The organism is Streptacidiphilus anmyonensis, from assembly GCF_000787855.1.
Lineage (GTDB): Bacteria > Actinomycetota > Actinomycetes > Streptomycetales > Streptomycetaceae > Streptacidiphilus > Streptacidiphilus anmyonensis.
On sequence record NZ_BBPQ01000038.1, the window covers coordinates 1 to 21,371 of the forward strand.

17 protein-coding genes and 1 riboswitch are annotated in these 21,371 nt (G+C 74.0%); of the genes, 8 read left to right on the forward strand and 9 right to left on the reverse strand.

What is annotated here, in order from left to right; translation table 11 throughout:
- Nucleotides 1-773, forward strand: a 773-nt coding sequence (locus TR50_RS49835; RefSeq protein ID WP_042427317.1) for an NPCBM/NEW2 domain-containing protein, incomplete at its 5' end; no start/stop codon positions are given.
- Nucleotides 774-847: 74 nt separating this feature from the next.
- On the opposite strand, the gene TR50_RS26820 is transcribed toward TR50_RS49835, so the two are convergent.
- The 3 genes from TR50_RS26820 to TR50_RS45860 form a co-directional block, all read right to left on the reverse strand.
- A complete protein-coding gene (locus TR50_RS26820) occupies nucleotides 848-1,522 on the reverse strand; it encodes a DsbA family oxidoreductase (protein WP_369405786.1) in 675 nt (224 codons plus the stop codon).
- A 62-nt stretch (nucleotides 1,523-1,584) separates the two neighbouring features.
- A complete protein-coding gene (locus tag TR50_RS26825; protein ID WP_052441348.1) occupies nucleotides 1,585-2,073 on the reverse strand; it encodes a universal stress protein in 489 nt (162 codons plus the stop codon).
- A gap of 345 nt (nucleotides 2,074-2,418) precedes the next feature.
- On the reverse strand, nucleotides 2,419-5,241 hold the full coding sequence (locus TR50_RS45860) for an asparagine synthase-related protein (protein ID WP_052441349.1): 2,823 nt from the start codon (nucleotides 5,239-5,241) through the stop codon (nucleotides 2,419-2,421).
- 782 nt (nucleotides 5,242-6,023) lie between these two features.
- Between TR50_RS45860 and TR50_RS26840 the strand changes: the two genes are divergently transcribed.
- The 6 genes from TR50_RS26840 to TR50_RS26865 all read left to right on the forward strand — a co-directional run bounded on the left by TR50_RS26840 (nucleotide 6,024) and on the right by TR50_RS26865 (nucleotide 13,818).
- Nucleotides 6,024-7,505, forward strand: coding sequence for an NsdA family TPR-like regulatory protein (locus TR50_RS26840; protein ID WP_042427322.1), 1,482 nt, complete (start codon nucleotides 6,024-6,026; stop codon nucleotides 7,503-7,505).
- Nucleotides 7,506-7,642: 137 nt separating this feature from the next.
- Nucleotides 7,643-8,845 (forward strand): L-2-hydroxyglutarate dehydrogenase, encoded by a 1,203-nt coding sequence (gene lhgD, locus TR50_RS26845; RefSeq protein ID WP_042427325.1) that lies wholly within the window; start codon nucleotides 7,643-7,645, stop codon nucleotides 8,843-8,845.
- A gap of 257 nt (nucleotides 8,846-9,102) precedes the next feature.
- Nucleotides 9,103-9,864, forward strand: a complete 762-nt coding sequence (trmB, locus tag TR50_RS26850; RefSeq protein WP_439654246.1) for a tRNA (guanosine(46)-N7)-methyltransferase TrmB — start codon at nucleotides 9,103-9,105, stop codon at nucleotides 9,862-9,864.
- 50 nt (nucleotides 9,865-9,914) lie between these two features.
- Nucleotides 9,915-11,768: a PrsW family intramembrane metalloprotease gene (locus TR50_RS42995; RefSeq protein ID WP_052441350.1), complete on the forward strand. Its 1,854-nt coding sequence runs from the start codon at nucleotides 9,915-9,917 to the stop codon at nucleotides 11,766-11,768.
- Nucleotides 11,769-11,890: 122 nt separating this feature from the next.
- A complete protein-coding gene (locus TR50_RS26860) occupies nucleotides 11,891-13,480 on the forward strand; it encodes a hypothetical protein (protein WP_052441351.1) in 1,590 nt (529 codons plus the stop codon).
- A gap of 38 nt (nucleotides 13,481-13,518) precedes the next feature.
- Nucleotides 13,519-13,818, forward strand: coding sequence for a hypothetical protein (locus tag TR50_RS26865; RefSeq protein ID WP_042427328.1), 300 nt, complete (start codon nucleotides 13,519-13,521; stop codon nucleotides 13,816-13,818).
- 205 nt (nucleotides 13,819-14,023) lie between these two features.
- On the opposite strand, the gene TR50_RS43000 is transcribed toward TR50_RS26865, so the two are convergent.
- The 6 genes from TR50_RS43000 to TR50_RS26895 form a co-directional block, all read right to left on the reverse strand.
- Complete coding sequence (locus TR50_RS43000) at nucleotides 14,024-14,803, reverse strand: M23 family metallopeptidase (protein ID WP_052441352.1); 780 nt, start codon at nucleotides 14,801-14,803, stop codon at nucleotides 14,024-14,026.
- A gap of 11 nt (nucleotides 14,804-14,814) precedes the next feature.
- Nucleotides 14,815-14,943: riboswitch (cyclic di-AMP (ydaO/yuaA leader) on the reverse strand.
- 31 nt (nucleotides 14,944-14,974) lie between these two features.
- Nucleotides 14,975-16,105 carry a bile acid:sodium symporter family protein gene (locus TR50_RS26875; RefSeq protein ID WP_160311192.1) on the reverse strand — a complete coding sequence of 377 codons (1,131 nt, stop codon included), beginning with the start codon at nucleotides 16,103-16,105 and terminating at the stop codon, nucleotides 14,975-14,977.
- A gap of 126 nt (nucleotides 16,106-16,231) precedes the next feature.
- Nucleotides 16,232-16,813 carry a thioredoxin family protein gene (locus TR50_RS26880; protein ID WP_152648659.1) on the reverse strand — a complete coding sequence of 194 codons (582 nt, stop codon included), beginning with the start codon at nucleotides 16,811-16,813 and terminating at the stop codon, nucleotides 16,232-16,234.
- A gap of 111 nt (nucleotides 16,814-16,924) precedes the next feature.
- Complete coding sequence (locus TR50_RS26885) at nucleotides 16,925-17,842, reverse strand: undecaprenyl-diphosphate phosphatase (protein ID WP_042427331.1); 918 nt, start codon at nucleotides 17,840-17,842, stop codon at nucleotides 16,925-16,927.
- A gap of 54 nt (nucleotides 17,843-17,896) precedes the next feature.
- Nucleotides 17,897-19,177, reverse strand: coding sequence for a hypothetical protein (locus tag TR50_RS26890; RefSeq protein ID WP_042427334.1), 1,281 nt, complete (start codon nucleotides 19,175-19,177; stop codon nucleotides 17,897-17,899).
- Nucleotides 19,178-19,341: 164 nt separating this feature from the next.
- Nucleotides 19,342-20,619 carry an MFS transporter gene (locus TR50_RS26895; protein ID WP_042427518.1) on the reverse strand — a complete coding sequence of 426 codons (1,278 nt, stop codon included), beginning with the start codon at nucleotides 20,617-20,619 and terminating at the stop codon, nucleotides 19,342-19,344.
- A 154-nt stretch (nucleotides 20,620-20,773) separates the two neighbouring features.
- On the opposite strand from TR50_RS26895, the gene TR50_RS26900 reads away from it, so the two are divergent.
- Nucleotides 20,774-21,358, forward strand: coding sequence for a MarR family winged helix-turn-helix transcriptional regulator (locus TR50_RS26900; protein ID WP_042427337.1), 585 nt, complete (start codon nucleotides 20,774-20,776; stop codon nucleotides 21,356-21,358).
- Nucleotides 21,359-21,371 lie beyond the last annotated feature (13 nt).

Here is a 21,371-nt window from a genome sequence, read left to right on the forward strand (position 1 = left end):
AGGGGCTGGGGTTGCCCGCGAAGATCGGTATCGCGACGGCGGTGGCCGTCGCGGCCGGGGTCGGGCTGGCGTTCGCGCTGTCGGGCAGCACGCCGCCGCACAAGCCGGTCGCGAAGCCCACGCCGCAGCCGGTGGCGAGTGCGCCCGCGCCGCGGCCCACCCCGAGCCCGACACTGCCTCCGCCGAGCCCGGCTCCGCAGCCTGCGCTGCCCGCGCCGGTCCCGGCGACGGTCGTCAAGCCGTCCCCGAAGCCCGTGCCGAAGCCGCCGGCTCCCAAGCCCACGCCGAAGCCGACCCCCACCCCCACCCCGACGCCCGCGCCGCCTCCGCCGCCGCAGAGCTACTTCGTGGACTCCCTGCCGTTCCAGGGCGTGTCGAACACCGGCGGTCCGGCGATCGAACCGGACGCGCTGGACTGGGTCTGGCAGCGGCCGAACGGCGTCAGCATCGGCGGCACCGCCTACAAGCGCGGCGTCACCGTGGTCGCGCCGTCGAACACGGTGATCGACCTGAACCGCAGCTGCAAGCTGTTCTCGGCGTCAGTGGGCATCGACGACATGACCTTGGGGCTCGGTTCGGCGCGGTTCACCGTCGAGGACGGCACGTCGGGTGCGGTGCTGTGGCGGTCCGGGGTGATCCACGGCGGCGACCCGGCGGTGTCGTTCAGCGTGCCGTTGGACGGACTGACCTCGGTCCGCCTGGTCGTCCACGGCTCGCACGGCTTCCTCGGCGGCCAGATCGCGGACTGGGCGGACGCCGGCTTCACCTGCTGAGCCGCGCCGCGCGTGCCCCTCGGTCGCGACCCTCGGTCCGCGGGGGCTCGGTCGCGGGGGCTCGGTCGCGGGCCTCAGTCTTTCAGCTGCGCCACCTGACGCAGGGCCGACAGGAAGGTCTCCGTCTCCTGCGCGCCCTGGACGGCGTACTTGCCGTCGAAGACGAACGTCGGCACGGCGCTCACGCCGATCTCACGGGCGTGCGCGAGCTCGCGCACGGTCTCGGCGCGGCCCTCGTCGGACGGCAGGAACGCCTCGACGCGCGCCCGGTCCAGCCCGGCGGCGACGGCGACGTCGGTCAGCGCGGCGAAGTCGGCGACGTCGACGCCGTCGGAGAAGTGCGCGGCGAGCAGCCGCTCCTTGAGCTCCGCCTGCACGGCCGACCCGTACTCCTGCTCGGCGAGCCAGAGCAGGCGGTGGCCGTGGACGGTGTTGACGTGCAGCGCGGCGTCGAAGTCGTAGTCGATGCCCTCCTGCTTGCCGATGGCGGCCACCCGGTCGTCCATGGCACGCGACTGCGGGCCGTAGCGCTCCTCCAGCCACGCGCGGTGCGGGCTCGGCTCGGCTGGCGCGTCCGGGACGAGCTGGTACGGGCGGTAGACGACCTCGACGTCGGCTGCGCCCTCGAAGGCGGCGAGGGCACGGTCGAAACGGCGCTTGCCGATGTAGCACCAAGGGCAGGCGATGTCCGAGTAGATCTCGACCTTCATACGGGCAGGCTCCTCACAGCTCCACGATTCTCTGCGCACTCAGAGAACGTGTCGGCGGCTCGGTTCATTCCCCGGGTTCGGCTGTGTCACCTTCGTCTTCGTCAACGCTTGGGACCCGGGACGAGCAGGACGGGGCAGAGCGCGTGGAACAGCAGCGCGGAGGCCACCGACCCGACGAGTAGGCGGGAGAACCCGCCGTTGCCCCGGGCCCCGAGCACGAGCGTGTGCTGCCGCGCGGACGCGTCGAGCAGCAGCGTGATCGGATCCCCGGCGACGACGTGCAGGGTCGGCGCGACGGTCGCCCCCGGCACGTTCGCGGAGGCGGCGGCGACGCCCCGCTGGACGACGTCCGTCATCCCCACGAGCAGCCGGTCGACACTGTCCTGCATCACGTCCTCCAGCCCGGCGGTCACGACGCTGGGCGTGGGGTTCACGGCGGCGAGGACGCGCAGCGGCAGCCCGTGCACGTGCGCCTCCTGGAGCGCCCGCTCCAACGCCCACAACGACCCGTCCGAGCCGTCCACCCCGACGAGGACGCCGGGCTCGGCATCGGTGGGCGGCAGCTCGTGCGAGACGGGGAGTGGACGCATGCAGTCATGATGCGGCGGCCTGGTGACGAGCGGTCAGCTGCAACACGCCCTTCGGAAGCGGGGCGTCACCCCTGGGCACCGGGCACGCCGAACGCCACACCCCCGCGGCTCCCCAGCACGCGGCCAGCCCGCCTCGCCGCCCAGGGCAGGCGGCCCAGGCGGGTGCTGCGCGGGCGGCCCCGACAAGGCACCCCAGGCAACCGGTCCGGCGGACAGGCCGAGCGGCTCTGGCGGGGCCCGGCCGGCGGCCCGAGCCTGCCCGGCAAGCGACCCGGGCCGGCGGCCCAGGCGGGTGCCGCGCGAGCGGCCCAGGCGGGCTGCCGGGCGGTCCGGGCAGGGACCTGGTCAGCCGCCGACTGCCGGGATGGACGGGCTGCGGAGGTCCGACCAGCAGCTGCCCCTGCGGCTGTGGAGGCGTCGGACCCACAGTTCCGTGGCTATGAGCTCCGGCAGGCCGTCCAGAGGGCCGGGGGTGGTCTCCGAGGTGGCCGCGGCGAGCGCCTTGCGGGCGTGGGGGACGTCGATGACGCCCCAGCGGCCCAGGAGGGAGGTGGCGAGGAGGTGGTCCAGCGCCGGACCGGATCGGCGGAGGCCGGCGCGCATGGTGGCGGTCGAGGGCGAGGCGTCGTGGGGGGCCGGGCCGGTGGTGGCGAGGTCGTCCAGGAAGGTCGTGACGCCCGCGCCCGCGAGGACCGCGCGGAGGATGCCCTGGCGGGCGCCGGGCTGGATCCGGGCGCGGTCGGGGACCTGTCGGCAGGCGCGGACGACCTGGTTGTCGAGGAACGGCGCGTGCAGACGGCGGCCGCGCGCGTCGGGCGCGGATTCGACGACCTGGGCCAGGACCCGGAAGTCCGCCGCGCGGCGTTGGAGCGCGAGGCGGGCGCGGCGAGCGCCCGGCCGCTCGTCGGGAGCGCCGGCGCGCGCCGCGAGTCGCAGCCGGTTGGCGACCGCGCCGCGCGCGCCCTCGGTGAGCCAGTCCGCCGCAGGGCCCGGCGTGCACCAGGCGAGCGCGCGGGTCGAGGCCTCGCCAGCGCTGCCACGGTGCGGCGACGCCCCGGGGAGCCCGCGGAGCAGGGCCGCGGCCGCGGCCTCCAGGCCCTCGACGTAGCCGGTGCGCGCGAGCCGACGCGCGGCGCGGACGACGGAGACGGGCGTCCCGAGCCCGGCGGCGCCGAGCGCGGCGCTGTCGGCGCGGGTGAGCGCCGCGACGGGCCGCAGCAGCGGACTGCGGCGGCGGTCGTAGAGCAGGTCGGCGAGGCGGGCCGGGTGACCGTCGAGAACCTGGCGTGCCCCGTGGCCGCTGATGTGCTCGACCCCGGCGGCCGCGAGGCGCGCGCGTTGGCGGACGGCGGTGACCAGGGCGGGGCCGGGCTCGTCGGTCAGCGGACCGGCCAGCGGATCGTCGGCGAGGTCGGCGAAGGGCAGCGCGTCCTGGCCGCCCGGCACCACCACATGGTCGATCCGGTCGGCCACGGCTTCGGCGATCGCGCGGGCGCGCAGCAGTTCGGCCTCGCGGCCGGGGCCGAGCGGGGCGCCGGTCGCGCCCTCGGCGTCGGTGTAGGTGATGGCGAGCAGCGTGTCGGTCTCCGGCTCGCTCACCGCTCCGTTCCTGGCCCAGGAGCCACGGACCGCGCCGGTGCGGCGCGGCGCGGCGCTCGCCTCGTCCGGATCCACGCCCGGCGGCCCGTGGCGCAGCGTGCGCGAGCTGCGGGGATCACCCCAGCGTTCCTCGCTGAACGTGCCGAGCGTCGGGTGCCGGGCCGACGCGGTGCCGGACGGGAGGGTCGCGGGATCCGGATCCGGATCCGGATGCCGCTCCCCGCCCAGGTCCGGTTCGGTCTCGTCGGAGCCGCCGTAGAAGAACGATGTGCTGCCCGGTCGCTGGGTGCGCGAGGAGGTGACGGCTCCGGAGGCGCGGGGGATTCCGGCCGCGAGCAGGGTCAGCACCGTCGAGGCGCTGCCGCCCGAGAGGTCGACGCTGACGGCGGGGCGGGGCGTCAGCGTGCCGCCGCCGTGGGCCGTGCCGTTGACGGTGCCATTGGCAGTGCCGCGCCCCGGGTCGCGCCCGGCCCGACTCTGCTCGCGGTCGTGGTCGTGGTCGGACTCGTCATCGCCGTAGTCGGCCGCAGCCGGGCCGCGACGGAAGTGCCGGCCGGGCATCCCGCCGGGCGGGTCCGGGTCGGCCCGGCGGGCGGCGAACCCGGGCTGCGACGCGCCGGACCAGCCCGAACCCCACCGTGCGGCCACACCGGCGACCCCCGGGGCACCCGCTCCTGCCGAACCTGCCGTCGTGCCTGCGCCGCCCGTGCCCGCCCCGCCCGCGGCCGCCTCGTCCGACGCCGCCCGCAGCATGCCCGCGCCGAACGCCGAACGCGGCGCGGGCGTGCGGACGCGCAGGCGGACGGACTCCAGCAGCGAGCGGGTGACCTCGGCCGTCGCGGATGCCTCGGTCATCTCGTAGCTGCCGACCCCGCCCGGCAGCGACTCGTAGGCGGCGACGTCCGGCGCGCCGGCCCGCATGCTGAGCGCCTGCCCCGGGGTGACGCGGCGCACGCCCAGGAACGGACTCGTGTCGCCGACCCCCTCGGGCGAGTCCGGCAGGGCCAGCCGCGCGGCGAGGTGCACGTGGTCGACGGGCGCCTCGACCAGGTCGGCCAGCGGTAGGGCGGCCGTCGCCCAGGCGGTGCCGCCGCGCCAGCCGGTGTAGTAGACGGGCTGGACGCCGGCGAGGTCGCCCAGGACGGCGACACGTGTGCCCTGCTGGAGGACGACGACGTAGCTGCCCGGCCAGGTGGTCAGATGCCGCAGGGCGCCGCCGCTGGTGGCCAGCAGGGCGGTGCGCAGCGCCGAGTCGGCCGCGCCGCAGCGGCCGAGGACGAAGAGGCGGGCCAGCGCGCCGTCGTCCGGCGGGAACGCGGGCGTCGGCGCTCCGGTCTCGGACGGGGCGGGGAGCTGGTCGAGCTCGGGGAAGCCGTTCTGCACGACGTGCCGGTGATGCCGGCGGTGACGGTAGACGGCGACGCCGCGGATCTCGTCCGGGCGCCAGTCGCCGACGACCCACAACGGGTCGTTCCCGGGCCAGAGCAGGCGTCCGCCGACGGGCCGCAACGCGGCGGCCTCCTGCCCGGCCCTGCCGCGCACGCCGTTCCAGCCCACCACCCACCGCATCGTCGCCTCCCCGGCAAGGCAGCACGGTGCCGCACCGTCAGCTCACATGGTGCCAGCTCACGGCTCGCACGTCGGCGGCCTCGCAGAGATCGACTCCCGTTCGCGATGCAGTTGTTGATCACTCGTCAGCTCTCATCGGCGCACGCATGCGATAAAGCGGGACAAACCATCCGGCACGCGCGCGCCAGGTCACGCGCACGACGGGTCGGGGCCTGGGCCATCCCCTCCGTGGTCCGGGCCCCGACCCCTGGGGCCACGGACCGGGAGGGTCCGGTCGGGCGAGCCCCACGCCCGCCCCGGACTGTGCGGCGCCTTCGCGGCCCGAGGGGTGTCCGCACACCCCCCGGGCCGGTCCGCCGCCGCGCGGGGATGTACGGCGACGGCGTCCCCCGACCCGCCGAGTCCTCGACGGCAGGCCGACCCACGCCACCATGCAACTGCCGGGACCACGGCTCAGGGAGGGGGCACGGCGGGGCGCACCGCCGCACGCGCCAGGGGCATAGGCCAGCAATCCGGCGTACGCCTGTGCGGTTCAGTTCGGCGGAATCCGCAGGCAGGAGACCGGTCGTCTCGGCCGGGGCCGGTACCGGTTCCCGCCATCCGGTACAAGACCCCTTAACCCTGGGAACCCGGGGAACTACTCTGGGTGTTATCAGTCAGGATGGGTGATATCCCGTCAAGGGGCTCCCCTCCAGGGGCAGTCGGATCAAAATCAGAACAGTCAGAGCATTCGGAGCGGTCAGAGCAGTGGGGACCGGGCAGTCGAGGGGGTGCAGCCGGGGATGGTGGCCAACGGGCGCGGACCGAACGAGAAGCTGGGCTCCCTGCTGGCGCTCGCCGGCATCAGCAACGCGGGGCTCGCCCGGCGCGTCAACGACCTGGGCGCGCAACGCGGCCTGACGTTCCGGTACGACAAGACGTCGGTGGCCCGGTGGGTCACCAAGGGCATGGTCCCGCAGGGGCCCGTGCCGCACCTGATCGCGACGGCGATCGGCGGCAAGCTCGGCCGGAGCGTCCCGCTGGAGGAGATCGGCCTGGGCAGCGCCGATCCGACGCCCGAGGTCGGCCTTTCCTTCCCGCGCGACGTCCCCGCGGCGGTGCGCGCCGCCACCGAGCTGTGGCGTCTGGATCCCGGGCGGGCCCGCAAACCCGGTGCGACCGGCCCGGGTTGGTGGGACAGCCTGGCCGGCACCTTCTCGGTCGCCGCGTACGCCACGCCCGTCTCGCGCTGGCTGATCACGCCCGTCGACGGCTCGGTCGCCCGCGAGGCGACGGCCGCCGCCTCGTTCACCGACGTGCACGAGCCCTCCGACCTGGCCCGCCTCGCCGACGCGCAGGGCCGCCCGTACCGCGTGGGCCACGCCGACGCGGCGAAGCTGCGCATGGCCGCCGAGGAGGCCCGCCGCTGGGACTCCCGTTACGGCGGCGGGGACTGGCGCTCCTCCATGGTCCCCGAGTGCCTGCGTCGTGACGCGGCGCCGCTGCTGCTCGCCTCGTACAGCGACGAGGTCGGCCGGGCGCTGTTCGGCGCGACGGCGGAGCTGAGCCGCCTGGCCGGCTGGATGGCCTTCGACACCGGCCAGCACGAGGCCGCGCAGCGCTACTACATCCAGGCGCTCCGGCTCGCCCGCGCGGCGGCCGACGTGCCGCTGGGCGGGTACGTCCTCGCCTCGATGAGCCTCCAGGCCACCTACCGCGGCGCGGCCGAGGAGGGCGTCGACCTGGCGCAGGCGGCGGTGGAACGCAACCGCGGGCTCGCGACCGCGCGCACGATGAGCTTCTTCCGGCTGGTCGAGTCCAGAGCGCACGCCCGCGCGGGCGACGCGACGGCGTGCGCAGCAGCGCTCGCGGCGGCCGAGAGCTGGCTGGAACGGTCCAGGACCGGAGATCCGGACCCCGCCTGGATCGACTTCTACACCTGGGACCGTCTCGCGGCCGATGCGGCCGAGGGCTTCCGCGACCTCGGCATGCCGGGCAAGGTGCGCGAGTTCACCGAGCGCGCGCTCGCGCGCCCCACCGAGGAGTACGTGCGCTCGCACGGCCTGCGCCTCATCGTCTCGGCCATGGCCGAACTGGACCAGGGCGAGCTGGAGCGCGCGGTCGCGGCGGGCAACCGCGCCTTGGACGTGGCCGGAAGGATCTCGTCGCAGCGGACCCGCGAGTACCTGGGCGAGATGCTCAAGCGGTTGGACCGCTTCAAGGGCGAACGCATCGCGGAGGAGCTCGTCGAACGGGCGAGGCTCACCCTGGCCGCGCCCGCATAGGCCGCACCCGCCCGGGACGCACGGTGCGGACCGGGCGGACCGGGCGGACGGGGCGGACGGGTGCGGACGGGTGCGGACGGGGCGGCAGATGGAGCACAACGCCACACCGCCGTACCGGGTGCAACTAAGGTGCCAGCATGGGTTCCTCCTACGACTGCGACGTCGTGATCATCGGTGGCGGGATCGTCGGACTCAGCGCCGCCTACGCGTTGAGCCTCGCGCGGCCCGGGACGGACGTGATCGTGCTGGAGAAGGAGCCGCGGCTCGGCGCGCACCAGACCGGGCACAACAGCGGCGTGATCCACAGCGGGCTGTACTACAAGCCCGGGTCGCTGAAGGCGCGCTTCGCGCTGGCCGGCGCCGCCGAGATGGTGGACTTCTGCAAGGAACAGGGCCTGCCGCACGAGGTGACGGGCAAGCTCGTGGTCGCCGTCGACGAGACCGAGCTGCCCAGGCTGCGCGCCCTCGCGGAGCGCGGGCGGGAGCACGGACTGCCGATCCGCGAGCTCGCCGCGGGCGGGATCGCCGAGTTCGAGCCGCACGTGCGCGGGGTCGCCGCGCTGCACGTCGGGACGACGGGCCTCGCCGACTTCCCCGCCGTGGCCCAGCGGTACGCGGAGCTGTCGGGGGCGCGGATCCGGACCGGGAACGAGGTCACCGCGATCGACCGCCGCGCGAACGGCGTGACGGTCACGACGACGCTCGGCGAGGTCCGCGCCCGCGCCCTGGTGAACTGCGCGGGCCTGTACAGCGACCGGGTCGCCCGGCTGGCCGGGGACGAGCCGGGGCTGCGCATCGTGCCGTTCCGCGGCGAGTACTTCGAGCTCTCCCCCGGCGCGGCCGCGCTCGTACGGGGGCTCGTCTACCCCGTCCCGGACCCGGCGTTCCCGTTCCTCGGCGTGCACCTGACCCGCGACCTCCTGGGCGGTGTGCACGTGGGCCCGAACGCCGTGCCCGCGCTGGCCCGCGAGGGGTACGGGTGGCGGCGGATTAGCGTGCGGGACCTCGTCGAGACGGTGAGCTGGCCAGGCACCTGGTCCCTCGCGTCGCGCCACTGGCGCGCGGAAGCGGTCGAGCTGCACCGCTCCCTGAGCCACCGCGCGTTCACCCGCGCCCTGCGCCGCCTGCTGCCGGACATCACCGAGCACGACCTCGTCCCGGCCCCGGCCGGCGTCCGCGCCCAGGCCGTCGACCGCTCCGGCGCGCTGGTCGACGACTTCGCCTTCGCGCAGGGCCCGCGTACGGTCCACGTCCTGAACGCCCCCTCGCCCGCGGCGACGGCGTCCCTCCTCATCGGCCGCGAGATCGCGTCCCGCACCCTGACCGCCCTGGACGCGTAGCGTCCCGGGCGGCGCTGTGCTGCGCACCCCGCTCGGGAGTTCGCCCGGGGTTTCGCCGGCGGTTCGCTCGGCGCGGCCACCCGCGCGGCACGGCCGGACCCGGGCCCGGCCGATCCCGGGACCACCTCGGCGGGCGGCGGCCAGGCCACTCGACCGCCGAGGCACTGCGCTCCCGGACGGCCCGACCAGCGGTCGGCCCGCGCGACAGGCTCGCGGCCCCGAAGGGCCGCTTTCCGTTCCGTAGACTGGACCGCACTGTGAGCAGCCAGACCACCGCCCCCGCCATAACCCCCGACGCCGACGTCGACGACGCCCGTCCGGGGTCGCCCGTCTCGCCCGAGTTGCATCGGGAGCGGCGGATCCGGAGTTTCCACCCGCGCAAGGGACGGATGAGCACCGCCCAGTACGACGCGCTGGCGCGGTCGTGGGACGGCTACGGCATCCGCGTCGACGGCCGGCGGCAGCTGGACCTGGACGCGTGGTTCGGGCGGGCGGACGCGCGGGTCGTGCTGGAGATCGGCTTCGGCATGGGCGACGCCACCGCGACCATGGCCGCCGCGGAGCCCGACCGATGCGTGCTCGCCGTGGACGTGCACACACCGGGGCACGGCAACCTCCTGCGCCGGATCGAGTCCGACGATCTGGACAACGTCCGCCTGGCCGAGGGCGACGCCGTGGTGCTGCTGCGCGACCAGCTCGCGCCGGAGAGCCTGGACGGCCTGCGCATCTTCTTCCCTGACCCGTGGCCGAAGGCGCGTCACCACAAGCGCAGGCTGATCCAGCCGGAGTTCGTGGCGCTCGCCGTCTCCCGGCTGCGCCCGGGTGCGACGGTGCACTGCGCGACCGACTGGGAGCCGTACGCGGAGCAGATGCTCGAGGTGCTGAGCGGCTCGGCGGAACTTGCGAACCTGCACACCGACTACGCGCCGCGCCCCGACTGGCGGCCGGTGACCAAGTTCGAGCGGCAGGGTCTGGCCAAGGGTCACGTCGTCCGGGATGTGCTGTTCCGACGGGTCTGACCCGCAGGAACTGCTTACCGGCTGCTCCGCGCCACCGCTAAGGTCGTGGGGTGAGCAGCGAGTACCAGGAGCCCGCGGCCGTCGCGGCAGCCGGTCCGATACCCGAACCGCACCCCGACCTTTCCGCGGGCCCCGCAGGTCGGGCAGGTACCGCCGATCCCGCCGGTCCCGTCGATTCCGCGGCGCTGCCCGAAGGGCTGCCGGCTGCGCCGCAGGCCGGCGGCACGGACGCGCTGCCGTTCAGCCCGCCGACCAGCTTCCGCTACAAGGTCCGACGCAACCTGCTGGAGAACCGGTGGCTGCGCCTGCTCGCGGTCGTGCTGGTGCTCGCGCTGTGCGGGGTGGTCATCCTCGCCAAGCTGCAGAAGATGACCGGCACGTCCGGTTTCCTGATCGGCATCTCGCTGGCCGTGCTGCCGGTGCCGCTGATCCTCGGGGCGTTCTACTGGCTCGACCGGGTCGAGCCCAAGCCCTGGAAGCTGCTCCTGTTCTGTTTCGGCTGGGGCGCCTGCGCGGCCACGCTGGTCGCACTGCTGGCCAACGACTGGGCCACCACGGAGTTGATCAGCCATCAGGTGGGCGGCGGTGAGACTCTCAGCGCGAGCCTGGTCGCCCCGCTGGTCGAGGAGACCTGCAAGGGCTCGGCGCTGCTGCTGATCTTCCTGTTCCGCCGCCGGGACTTCACCGGCATCGTCGACGGCGCGGTCTACGCGGGCTTCACCGCGACCGGCTTCGCCTTCACCGAGAACATCCTCTACATCGGCCGCTCGGTCGCCGACGGCTCGCCGGACGGCGGGAGCGCCGTCGTGGTCACGGTCTTCACCTTCCTGATGCGCGAGGTGATGTCGCCGTTCGCGCACCCGCTGTTCACGTCGATGACGGCGGTCGGCTTCGGCGTGGCGGCCATCAGCCGCAAGCGCTGGCAGCGGATCTGCGCCCCGATCACGGGCTGGATCTTCGCCATGCTGATGCACGGCACCTGGAACAGCTCGCCCTCGCTGGGCGCGGCCGGCTTCTTCGGCGTCTACTTCCTCTTCATGGTCCCGGTCTTCGCGCTGATGGTGTGGCTGCTGGTCTGGGCGCGCGGCAACGAGTTGCGGACGGTCGGCCGCCAGCTGGCGGTGTACGTGACGGCGGGCTGGATGACCTCGCCGGTCCCGGTGGTGATGTCCTCGATGCGCACCCGCAAGCAGGCGCGTGCGCTGGCCCGGTTCCAGCAGGGTCCGGCCGGGGACCGGGCCATGCGGGAGTACCTCGCGTTCGCGACCTCGCTGGCCCTGCTCCGCGAGCGGGTGGCGCGCGGCCTCGCCGTCCAGCACTTCACCGACCGCGAGCAGGAGCTGCTGCACCACCTGTGGGAGCGGAAGGACGCGGTGGGGACGGTCTTCGCGCGCGTCGGCGAGCAGGAGTGGTTCCGCAAGCATCCGCCGCTGGCGCCCGCGTTCGGCCGCCCGGGGCCCATGCCCATGGGTGTGCCGATGGGCATGCCGATGCAGGTGCCGGCCCAGGGCTACCGCGGTCCCTACGGGCAGCCCGGACCGTACCCGCAGCAGCCCGGCCCCTACGGCCGGCCCGGACCGTACCCCCAGCAGCCGGGCCCCCACGCCCAGCCGGGACCGTACGGCCCGGCACCGTACGCGCAGCCCGGACCGTACGGGCAGCGTCCGTACCCGCAGCCGTACCCCTACCCGCAGGCTCAGCAGCAGCCGTACGCCTACCCGCAGGCTCAGCAGCCGTACCAGCCCTACCCGTACCAGACCGTCGGGCCGCAGCCGCAGCCCCAGCCGCAGCCGCAGGGCTACCAGTACCCCGCCACCCGGCCGGGTCCGGCCGCGCCGGAGCCGACGGGGGAACCAGCGCAGGAGCCTGGGCAGGAGCAGCAGCCGCCCGCCGCCGAGCAGTGACCACCGGCACCTCACCAGCGACTTCGGCCGTACCGGAACCATCGGGACCCCCTGCCGCGTTGTCCTGAGTATCCGCACATCGACGTGCGGCGACGCCGACACAGCGTCAGGAGGCAGCGCCGGTGACCGATGGCATCTACCGGATGGCCGTGACCAGTGGGCACGGACATCAGGAGACTGTTGCCCTGGCCGAGCAGCAGCTGCGGCAGTGGCTGAAGGCGCTGCACTACGACGAGCCGAGCACCGGGAACGGGCGACGGCGGGTCGGACCGCAGGCCGTGCTGGACCAGGTGGCTCGTGGCAAGGCCGTCCAGGGGCGGCTCGCGCGATGGCGGCTGCGCGAGTTCACCGTGCAGGGCATCTGGCAGACGTCGCTGACCGTGGCCACCGCGCGCGACGGCCGCACCTGGGTGCAGCTGGACGCGGAGCAGCTGCCGGTGCGCGGCGAGGAGCCCGCGAAGGCGCCCGTTCCGGCGCTGGCCCGCGGGCTGCTGGACGTCCTGGACGCGACGGAGGGCGAACAGCCCGGTTCGGCGCGGGTGCACGCGCTGCCCGGCGTGATCGAGCGCGGCGACGTCGACGACATCCTGGACGAGCTGTGCGATCCGGACCGGCGGCTGCCGATCGTGGTCGCCAGCACCCCTCTCCACACCGACTTCGAGGACTGGCTCGACGACACCGTCGACCCGCTGCTGCGCAGCTGCAGCGGCATCGCCGTCCTCTACGCCCTCTCCCCCGGCGCGGAACGCGCGTTCAACACGGCGCTCGAGCACCACCGCGTCTACGGCGGCGCGGTGCGCACGTACCTTCCGGGCCTGGATCCGGCGTGGGCGCCGGAGGCGGCCCGGCACCGGGTGATGTCCCGTACGACGATCGAGGAGAACCTGCGCCGCGCGTCCGGCCTGCTGGCCTGGCTGCCGCGTCGGCTCGCCGTCCAGGCGCCCCTGGCGGACCAGCTCGTCGGCCTGCCGCCGCTTCGCCCCGAGGGCCTGCCCGAGGCCGACGCGATCCAGCCCGGCGGCCTGCTCGTGGACCACGAGGAGGAGGAGGCACACGAGCAGCGGGCCCGCGCGGAGGAGCTTCAGGAGGTCCGCCGCTGGCTGCGGGCGGCGGAGGAGCGCGAGTCGCTGCTGGCCGCCGAGTACGACGAGCAGTACAGCGAGCTGCGCGCGGTGCGCACGAAGCTGCGCACGCTCTCCGGCCGCCCCGTGCGTCCGCAGGACTCGGAGCCCGCGACCTTCGCGGAGCTGTTGGACCGTCTGGACGAGTTCCCACAGCTCGCGTTCACCGGAGACGCGCGGCTGACCAAGGAGCTGGACGAGCAGACGGACCACCCCACCTGGGTCCGGATGACCTGGGACGCGCTGATGGCGCTGCAGGACTACGCCGAGTCCGCCAAGTCCGGCTCCGCGGGCGGCGACTTCCGCAGCTGGTGCGAGAACACCCCGCCCGACTGCCACCCCTTCCCGCCCCGCAAGGTGATCCGCGGCGAGTCCCGGACGGTGAGCACCAACGCCAAGTGGAAGCGCGAGCGCCAGCTGCCGGTCCCGGCGGAGGTCGACCCGTCAGGCCGCGTCTTCATGGGCGCCCACCTGCGAATAGGAGGTGGCGGCACGGCTCCGCGCCTGCACTACCACGACGACTGCTCGGGCACGGGCCGGGTGTACATCGGCTACATCGGGCTGCACCTGCACAACACGCGTACGAATTGACCAATGGCTGACAATTGATTGACGGAGGTTCACTTTCCATGGCTCAGGTCCCCTCTTCGCTCGTCGCCGCCACCGGTCTGGTCGGCGGCTATGCCGTCGCCCGCGCGACGAAGCGCCGCGAGCTGGGCGGCGTGGCGCTCGCCACGGCGGGCGGCGTGGCCGCATGGCAGTGGCGGCGGGCGGCCGGCCCGAAGGCGGCCGCCGCGCTGGGCGGCCTCTACGTGGCCGCGTTCGCGGGCTCCCACCCGCTGGCGAAGAAGCTGGGCGCGTGGCCGTCGGTCCTGACGGTGGCGGGGACCGTGGCCCTGGCGAGCTGGGCTGTCGCCGACCGGAAGTAGCCTGATCCGTTCGCCCCCGCAGGCGTTGCACCACCTCAGGGGCGCGGGGAACTGCGCGAGAACCACCGGCGTGCGGATGGCCCTGCTCGTTGAGGATCATCCGCGTGCCGGTGGCTTGTCGCGCCCGCGCGGCGGAACCGCGGATCGGCAGAGCCCCGCACCCCAGGTGGTGCAACGCCTCCGATGACTCAGACGTTCAGGTGACTCAGACGTTCAGGCCGTGCGCGGCGAACCAGGCCGCCGGGTCGACCGGGTCCGCGCCGTCGGGGCGGACCTCGATGTAGACGTGCGGAGTGGTGAAGCCCCGCGAGGAGCCCACACGACCGAGTGGCTGGCCGGCCTGGACGGAGCCCGCGGGGGCCGCGATGGCGGAGAGGTGGCAGTACCAGATCTCCGTGCCGTCGGGCAGCGTCTGGATGACGCGGTAGCCGTAGCTGCCGGCCCAGCCGGCGGAGGTGACGACGCCGGCGCCGACCGCGCGGACGGGCGTGCCCGCCGGGGCGGGGAAGTCCTGGCCGGGGTGCAGGTGGGACCAGTAGGACACGTCGCGTCCCAGACCGGTCGCCGCGCAGGCGATCGGGGGGACGAGCGGGCCCACGGCCCGCACCCGCTCGGCCGCCGCGGCCTTCGCGGAGGCCGCGGCCGCGGCCTCGCGGCGGACCGACTGCGCCGCGGTCGGGGCGTCGCTGTGATCCGGCGTGCCCTGGGTACGGATGCGGTCGAGCAGCGCGGTGCCCGCGTCGGAGGCGTGGGCCGTGGCCGCCGCGCCCGCGTGCTCGTCGACGAAGAGGGAGCCCGTCGCGCCGCTGTGCTCGCCGCGCTCGGCGTGCTCGGCGGCCATCGCCGGACCGGCGAGGCCGATGACGCTGCTGGCTCCGACGGCCATCGCGGCGAGGCCCAGCGCGGCGCCGCGCTGCCTCGGCACGGCAAGGACGGGTTGGTCGGTCGACGCCGGGTGCTCGACCTCGGCCGGGTATGCCGCCATGACTGGCGTGCTCCTTTCCGTCCCTACGCCGACCGGGTTAGCTGACGGGTTCGGAGAGGGAGGTCTCCTACGGCCTCAAGGCCGATACACCCCAGGTGCGTTGGGTCCCCGGTTCCATACGGATTAGGCGATACGCGCGACGTCCGCGCGTACTGTTATGGAAAGTTAATACTAAAGCGGTCTGAATCCAAGAGTTTCCCGGGGTGCAGTTGGGACGACAGGGCCCGCCGCTCGCCGCACGGCTGAGGTTTCGCCACCGAAACGGGCATGTCGGACAAAAAACCCGAGCAGGGACGCAAGGAACTTCCGCAGCAGGCTGTAGGCCAGGATGGGCACCAGCACGGCCGGGTTCCCCGGGAGGCGCGTGGCGGCGACGACCGCGCCCGCGCTGCTGTTGTTCATCCCGGACGCGTAGGCCAGGGCGATCACGTCCGCGCGGGGCAGACCGAGGCGGCGGCCCAGCACCCAGCCCGTCAGGAACGAGCCCCCGCACATCGCCGCGGTGGCGGCCGCCACCAGCAGCAGGAAGTCGGGATCGGGCCGGGAGACCACCTGCCCCAGCCCGCCGCAGGCGTTGGTGTAGCTGAGCAGCACGACCACGGCCAGGTTCACCGCCCTGACCGCCGGCAGTCCGGCGGCGAGCAGCGCCGGGCGGTGGGCGGTCAGCAGCCGCCCGAGGACCAGGCCGAGGACACAGGGCAGCACGACCGTCAGCGCGGCGAAGAGGCTGCACGCATGCGCCGCCACCGCGTGCAGATCCCTCGAGTAGGGGCCGGAGGCGAGGAAGCCGCCCAGGTGCAGGCCGAGCGGGATGGTCAGCGGACTGAGCAGGGTGCTGCCGACGACCAGGCCGAGCATCAGCGTGGCGTTGCCCTCGTTGCCCTGGACGAAGACGGTCGCCCCGGCCGCCACCGGCATCGCGCCGACCAGGGCGAGGCCGACCAGGAGGCTCTGCGCCTCGTGCGGGCTGTGCCAGCCGCCGGCCACGAGCGCGCCCAGAGCGAGCAGGACCGTGGGCAGCAGCGCGTTGGCGGCGATGCCGACGAGCAGGGCCCGGGGACGGCGCAGCAGGGCGGGCAGGGCCTCGGCGCGCGCGGTGAGACCGGCGTTGAAGACCACGGCGGCCAGCAGCCCGGCCTGAAGAGGAAGGGCTGCGCCGGCGACGTGGAGCAACGTCACGGCGCGCAGCCCGAGGCCCGGTTCGGGCCATCCGGCGGCGAGGGCGTAGGCGAGCAGCATGATCCAGAGCAGCCGCCGTTGGACGGCCGCGGTCATGGTGGCGAGGAGTCGGGGAGGGGTCATCGGGCACCGCCTTCGGGCCTGCCGAGCGCACATGGGACTCAGGTGCGCCTGTGGCGGCATCAGATCAGCTGCGTACCCGTACCATCCAGCTGAACTGCGGCGATTCATGACTTCGAGCGAATCCCGTCATGATCGGGAAGAGGGGTAGAGCCAGGTGACGAGTCGGTTCGCCACGTCGTCGGAGGAGAGACTGCGCGCGTTCGCGAAGCTGCCGTCCTGGGTGGTGGCCCGGACGGTGCCGTCCGGGTTGAGCACCACCAACGCGGGGATGCCGCTGCGCTTGAGGTCGATCCAGCGGGCGGCCAGCGCGACGTTGCGGTCGTAGTGGCCGATGTCGACGGTGACCAGGCGGTAGTCGCGCTGGAGCACGAGCCGCACGGCCGGGTCGGTGACGCGGTGGGCGAGCGCCTGGCAGTCGACGCACCAGTCGGCCCCGAACTCCACCAGCACCGGCCGCCCGTCCCGGCGTGACTGCGCCAGGGCCGCCGCGACGGCGGCGGAGGCGTCCGAGCGAGGGTCGTAGTCCGTCGGCACCGGCGCGGGTGCGACCGGGGTGAGGCTGACGAAGGGGTGCGCGTAGTGCGGCGCGAGGGCGACGCCGCGCCCGTCCACCTGCACGCAGCCCGTCAGCCCGAGGAGCAGCCCCAGGAGCAGCCCGAGAGCCGGGCCGACAGACGGCCCGACGGACGGCCCGACAGACGGCCCCATGGGCGGCCCGAAGCGCGGCGCGCGGAGCGGGAGTGGTCGCACAGGCTCCAGTCCAGCACCAGGCCGCCCGCCGGACGGGCTCGACGCGCCGTCACCAGCGCGTCACCGGCCTCACATGGAGAGGTAGACGAGGCTGCCCGCGCCCGCGACGAAGCAGTAGATGGCGAACGGGGTGAGCGTCTTGGTCTCGAAGTACTTGTCGAGGAAGCGCACCGCCACGTAGCCGGCCACGAAGGCGCAGATGCTGCCGACCAGGAGCTGGCCGTGGATGCCCGCGCCCTGTGCGCCCGCGAGCGAGGGGAGCTTCAGCAGGGCCGCACCGCCGATCGCGGGGGTGGCCAGCAGGAAGGCGAAGCGGGCGGAGTCCTCGTGGCGCAGGCCCTTGAAGATGCCGGCGCTCATGGTGACGCCGGAGCGGCTGATGCCGGGCAGCAGCGCCAGGATCTGTGCGGCGCCGACCCACAGCGCGCTGGCCCAGCCGAGCTTGACGATGCGACGGTCGGAGATGACGTCGGGGTGCACCTGCTCGTCACCGGGCATGGAGACGTCGCCGGCCCGGCGTCGGCCGGTGCCGCCGCGCTTGAGCCGCTCGGCGAAGAAGAGCACGAAGCCGTTCAGCATCAGGAAGAACGCGGCCGGGATCGGCTTGCCCAGGTTCTCGCGGAAGACCTTGTCCAGCGCGATGCCCGCGACGCCGACCGGGATGGTGGCGACGATCAGCAGCCAGGCCAGCCGCTGGTTGACCGTCTCGATGCGCCGCTCGCGGATCGAGCTGAACAGCCCCTGCAGCACCCGCGCCCAGTCCTTGCGGAAGTAGACGACCAGCGCCACCGCGGTGGCGAGGTGCAGCCCGACCAGGACGCTGAGGTACGGCGACTGGTCGCCGGCGACGTTCAGGTCGTCCGAGTACGGCTTCCCCAGCAGGGCGGGTATCAGGATGCTGTGACCGAGGCTGGAGACCGGGAACAGCTCGGTGACGCCCTGCAGCAGGCCGACGCCGATCGCTTCGGGATAGGTGAGCACGGACATCGGTATGGCGACCTTGGGCTGCTGGGGGACGGGACGTCAAGCAGCCCGAAATTACTACAAGCGTGTAGACGCCAGGCGCCCGGGTGACGGCTGTTCATCCACCCGTCGGGTGATGTTCACCGTGGCGAGCCAGAGCGGCAGTCCGACGATCACAGGCAGCCAGACCGGCACCATCAGACGGTCGGCCTCGTAGGACAGCGGATGGGCCACGACGGACGCGACGCCGGTCACCGCGCAGCCCGCCGCGTAGGCGGCGACCGGTCCCGGCGCGCGCCGCAGTCCGAGCGCCCCGAGCAGCAGCGCGAGGGGCAGCACCGGCGCCGTCGCGGTGGTCTGCGCCCACTGCCACCACATCCGCTGGTTCAGCACGACGAGCCGGGCGAGCGGGTCGGGCGCGCGGGGCTGGGTGTAGTGCGCGGAGAACAGGTCGTCGAAGCTCACCGACAGCGAGGGCAGGTGCAGGATCGCGTCCGCGACGCCCAGCCCCGCGAGCGCGGCCAGCGAGACCGCGGCGACGACCACGGCCCCTCCCGCCCCGGTGGCGGCCGGGCGCCTGATCCGGCGCAGGACCGGATGGACGGCGGCGCCCAGCGCGGTGACCAGAGCCAGCGGCACCACCTCGGCGTAGCGGACGAGACCGAGCGCGAGGTAGGCGGCGGCGAGCAACGACCCTCCGGCCCACAGCCGCGGTCGCCGCCGGTCGCAGCAGAGGGCCACCGCGAACAGGCCCGCCGTCAGGCAGAGCAGCGCGGCTCCCTCCGAGAGCGGTCGCACTCCGTACGAGCCGGTGGGGCAGAGGTAGCAGAGCACCTGTCCGATCGCCGCGACGCGCCGTCGCGCGGACGGGAGGAGGACGCGGAGCGTCGCGAAGACCAGCGTCCCGGCGATGCCGGTCAGCAGCACGGAGGTGACGCGCAGTCCGGCCGGTCCGCCGAGGAGCGCGACGAGCGGCGCCGCGAGCAGCGGGTAACCGGGCCGGGTGGAGAAGATCCGCACATAGCGGGGGTCGTTCGGCGGCAGCACCGTCGCACCGAGGCGCGCCCGGCAGGCGGCGGCGCCCGGCTCGGCGGACGCGGGCGCGGGAAAGGAACCGGCCACGGGTAGCAGCAGTCGCCCGCGGAGGTCCACCCGGGCCGACTCGGCGCAGTAGTCCGCGTCGGCCGCGCGCTGCGCCGCGACGGCGGGCTGGCCCGCGTACTCGCGGGCCAGCACGTCGTAGCGGTAGCTGTCGTTGCTGAAGCTGCTCGCCGGGAGGGCGAGGAGTTGGAGCAGCACGAAGAGCAGGAGCAGCAGCGCCGACAGGGCGGCGGCGTTCCTCCTCGGCTCCCGGATCACCTCCCGAGGCTCGCACCCGGTCGGCGGCGCGGCACCTCGGCAGCCGACGGGTTCGCCCGTTCAGGCGCATGGAAGAACGGAACAGGGGCGCGAGGATTCCCTCGCGCCCCTGTCGGCTCACGCCCCCTGCCGGATCGTGCCGTTGTCGGCTCGCCTGTGTCGGCTCACGCCGCGGCGGCCAGCTCCGCGGTCTGCGTGGAGCCTGCGACCACCGTGCTGCGCACCGGCGCCGCGTTGTCGGCGACGGCGGGCAGGACCCGGCGGAGCCGCCAGGCCGCGACCGTGATGGCGACGCAGAACAGGGCGAGCGCCACGAGGTAGAGCGTCGACAGTCCGGCACCCACCAGGAGCACGCCCAGCGCCGGACCGAGCGCGATCGCCACCTGCTTGACCAGCGCGAACGCCGCGTTGTACGTGCCGAGCAGGCGCGCCGGGGCGAGGTCGGCGACGATCGGGCCGAGGGTCGGCGCGAGCAGCGCCTCGCCGACGCCGAAGAGGGCGTACGTCATCATCATCGAGCCGATGGCGGCGAACGAGCCGCCGTGGAAGAGGCCCGCGACGCCCGCGAAGATCCACGCCGCCAGCCAGACGACGCCGGTCGCCGCGATCGCGGTGGTGCGGCGGCGGCGCGCGGTGATGCGGACGACGAACATCTGCAGCAGCACGATCGCGAAGGTGTTCACGCCGAGGCCGATGCCCAGCGCGGACGGCGAGATGCCGACGGTGCTGGTCGCGTACGCGGCCACACCGCTCTCGAACTGGCCGTAGCAGGCGAAGAAGATCAGCCCGGCCAGGATCGAGAGCTTGACCATCGCGCGGTCGCCCAGCAGCGTCCGGAAGTCCGAACCGCCGGCCTTGCGGGCTGTGGCGTCCGGGGCGGCCGCCGCGGCCGGGAGCCGGACGGTGCCGGTCACCGCGGCGAGGACCAGGAACATCAGCGCCTCGATCGAGAAGAGCAGCGTCAGGCTGCCCGGCCGGGAGACGTCGACGATCTGGCCGCCGAGCATCGCGCCGATGCCCATGCCCAGGTTGACCAGGGTGAACTGCAGCGCGAAGGCGTGCGCCCTGGTGGACCGGGTGGAGGCGCGGACCACCATGGTGGCCAGCGCCGGCTGGGTGGTGGTGACGCCCGCGCCGAAGAGGAAGGCCGCCACCAGGATCGTCGCGTGGGTAGTGGCCAGCCCGAAGCTGAGCGCGCCGAGGGCGGTCAGCACCGCGCCGGCGACCAGCACCGGGCGCGGGCCGAAGCGGTCGATGCCCCGACCGCCCAGCGGCAGCACCACCAGCGCGGCGGCGGCGAACAGCGTGAAGACCAGCCACGCGGTCAGCGAACCCAGACCGCGCACCTGCTCCACGTACACGAACATGTACGGAAGGGTGAACCCGCTGCCGAAGGCACTCAGAGCGTTCCCCACCTGGACGCGGCGCAGCGCCCCCCGCATCGTGTTCTCCCTCGTGATCGCCATCTCGCACACCGCCCTTCTCAAGCCGTCCTCTTACGACGCTGTCTTCGTATCGACCGAAAGACTACACTACTAAAGTCTTCAGATGGCAACTTTTAATCCCGCAAGGCTTGAGCATGAGATACTGGCTGCCATGACAGAGTCGTCGCAGGAGCCCGGCCGCCAGGAGCCGCACGAGCTCGCGATCAGCGAGCAGGTCGCGGTCTACCAGCGCGAGTTCCCCAACGTGGATCCGCAGGTCGAGACGATCGTCTCGACCCTCAGCCGCTTGGCCCGGCGCATGACCGTCGCCTACGGACGACACCTCAACGACCTCGGCATCTCCTCAGCGGACTGGGAGGTCCTCAAGGCCCTGATCGTGGCCGGAGCCCCCTACCGGCTCGGGCCGGGCGAGCTCGCCAAGCGCATCGGGCTGACCCCGGCGGCGATGACGCACCGGGTCGACCGGATGGCCACCGCCGGGCTGGTCACCCGCAGCCGGGACGAGAGCAACCGGGTGCGCGTCAACATCGAGCTGACCGAGCTGGGCCGCGAGAAGTGGCTCGAGTCCATGCGGATGGCGGCCGTCTTCGAGGAGAGCCTGCTCCAGGACGCCGGCCCCGAGGAGCGCTCGGAGCTCGCCGGCGCGCTGGACCGGATGCTGCACCGCGTCGAGGACAGCCAGCCCGACGCCCAGGGCCGCACCGAGGACCTGGGCGGCGACACGGACGGGCACTGAGACCCGGACGCGG

Bases quoted from the DNA above. Each gene is read 5' to 3' on its own strand.
- TR50_RS26825 (WP_052441348.1), bottom strand. From the start codon at position 2,073: ATGCGTCCACTCCCCGTCTCGCACGAGCTGCCGCCCACCGATGCCGAG.
- TR50_RS45860 (WP_052441349.1), bottom strand. From the start codon at position 5,241: ATGCGGTGGGTGGTGGGCTGGAACGGCGTGCGCGGCAGGGCCGGGCAG.
- TR50_RS26840 (WP_042427322.1), top strand. From the start codon at position 6,024: ATGGTGGCCAACGGGCGCGGACCGAACGAGAAGCTGGGCTCCCTGCTG.
- lhgD (WP_042427325.1), top strand. From the start codon at position 7,643: ATGGGTTCCTCCTACGACTGCGACGTCGTGATCATCGGTGGCGGGATC.
- TR50_RS26865 (WP_042427328.1), top strand. From the start codon at position 13,519: ATGGCTCAGGTCCCCTCTTCGCTCGTCGCCGCCACCGGTCTGGTCGGC.
- TR50_RS43000 (WP_052441352.1), bottom strand. From the start codon at position 14,803: ATGGCGGCATACCCGGCCGAGGTCGAGCACCCGGCGTCGACCGACCAA.
- TR50_RS26875 (WP_160311192.1), bottom strand. From the start codon at position 16,105: ATGACCCCTCCCCGACTCCTCGCCACCATGACCGCGGCCGTCCAACGG.
- TR50_RS26880 (WP_152648659.1), bottom strand. From the start codon at position 16,813: ATGGGGCCGTCTGTCGGGCCGTCCGTCGGGCCGTCTGTCGGCCCGGCT.
- TR50_RS26885 (WP_042427331.1), bottom strand. From the start codon at position 17,842: ATGTCCGTGCTCACCTATCCCGAAGCGATCGGCGTCGGCCTGCTGCAG.
- TR50_RS26895 (WP_042427518.1), bottom strand. From the start codon at position 20,619: ATGCGGGGGGCGCTGCGCCGCGTCCAGGTGGGGAACGCTCTGAGTGCC.
- TR50_RS26900 (WP_042427337.1), top strand. From the start codon at position 20,774: ATGACAGAGTCGTCGCAGGAGCCCGGCCGCCAGGAGCCGCACGAGCTC.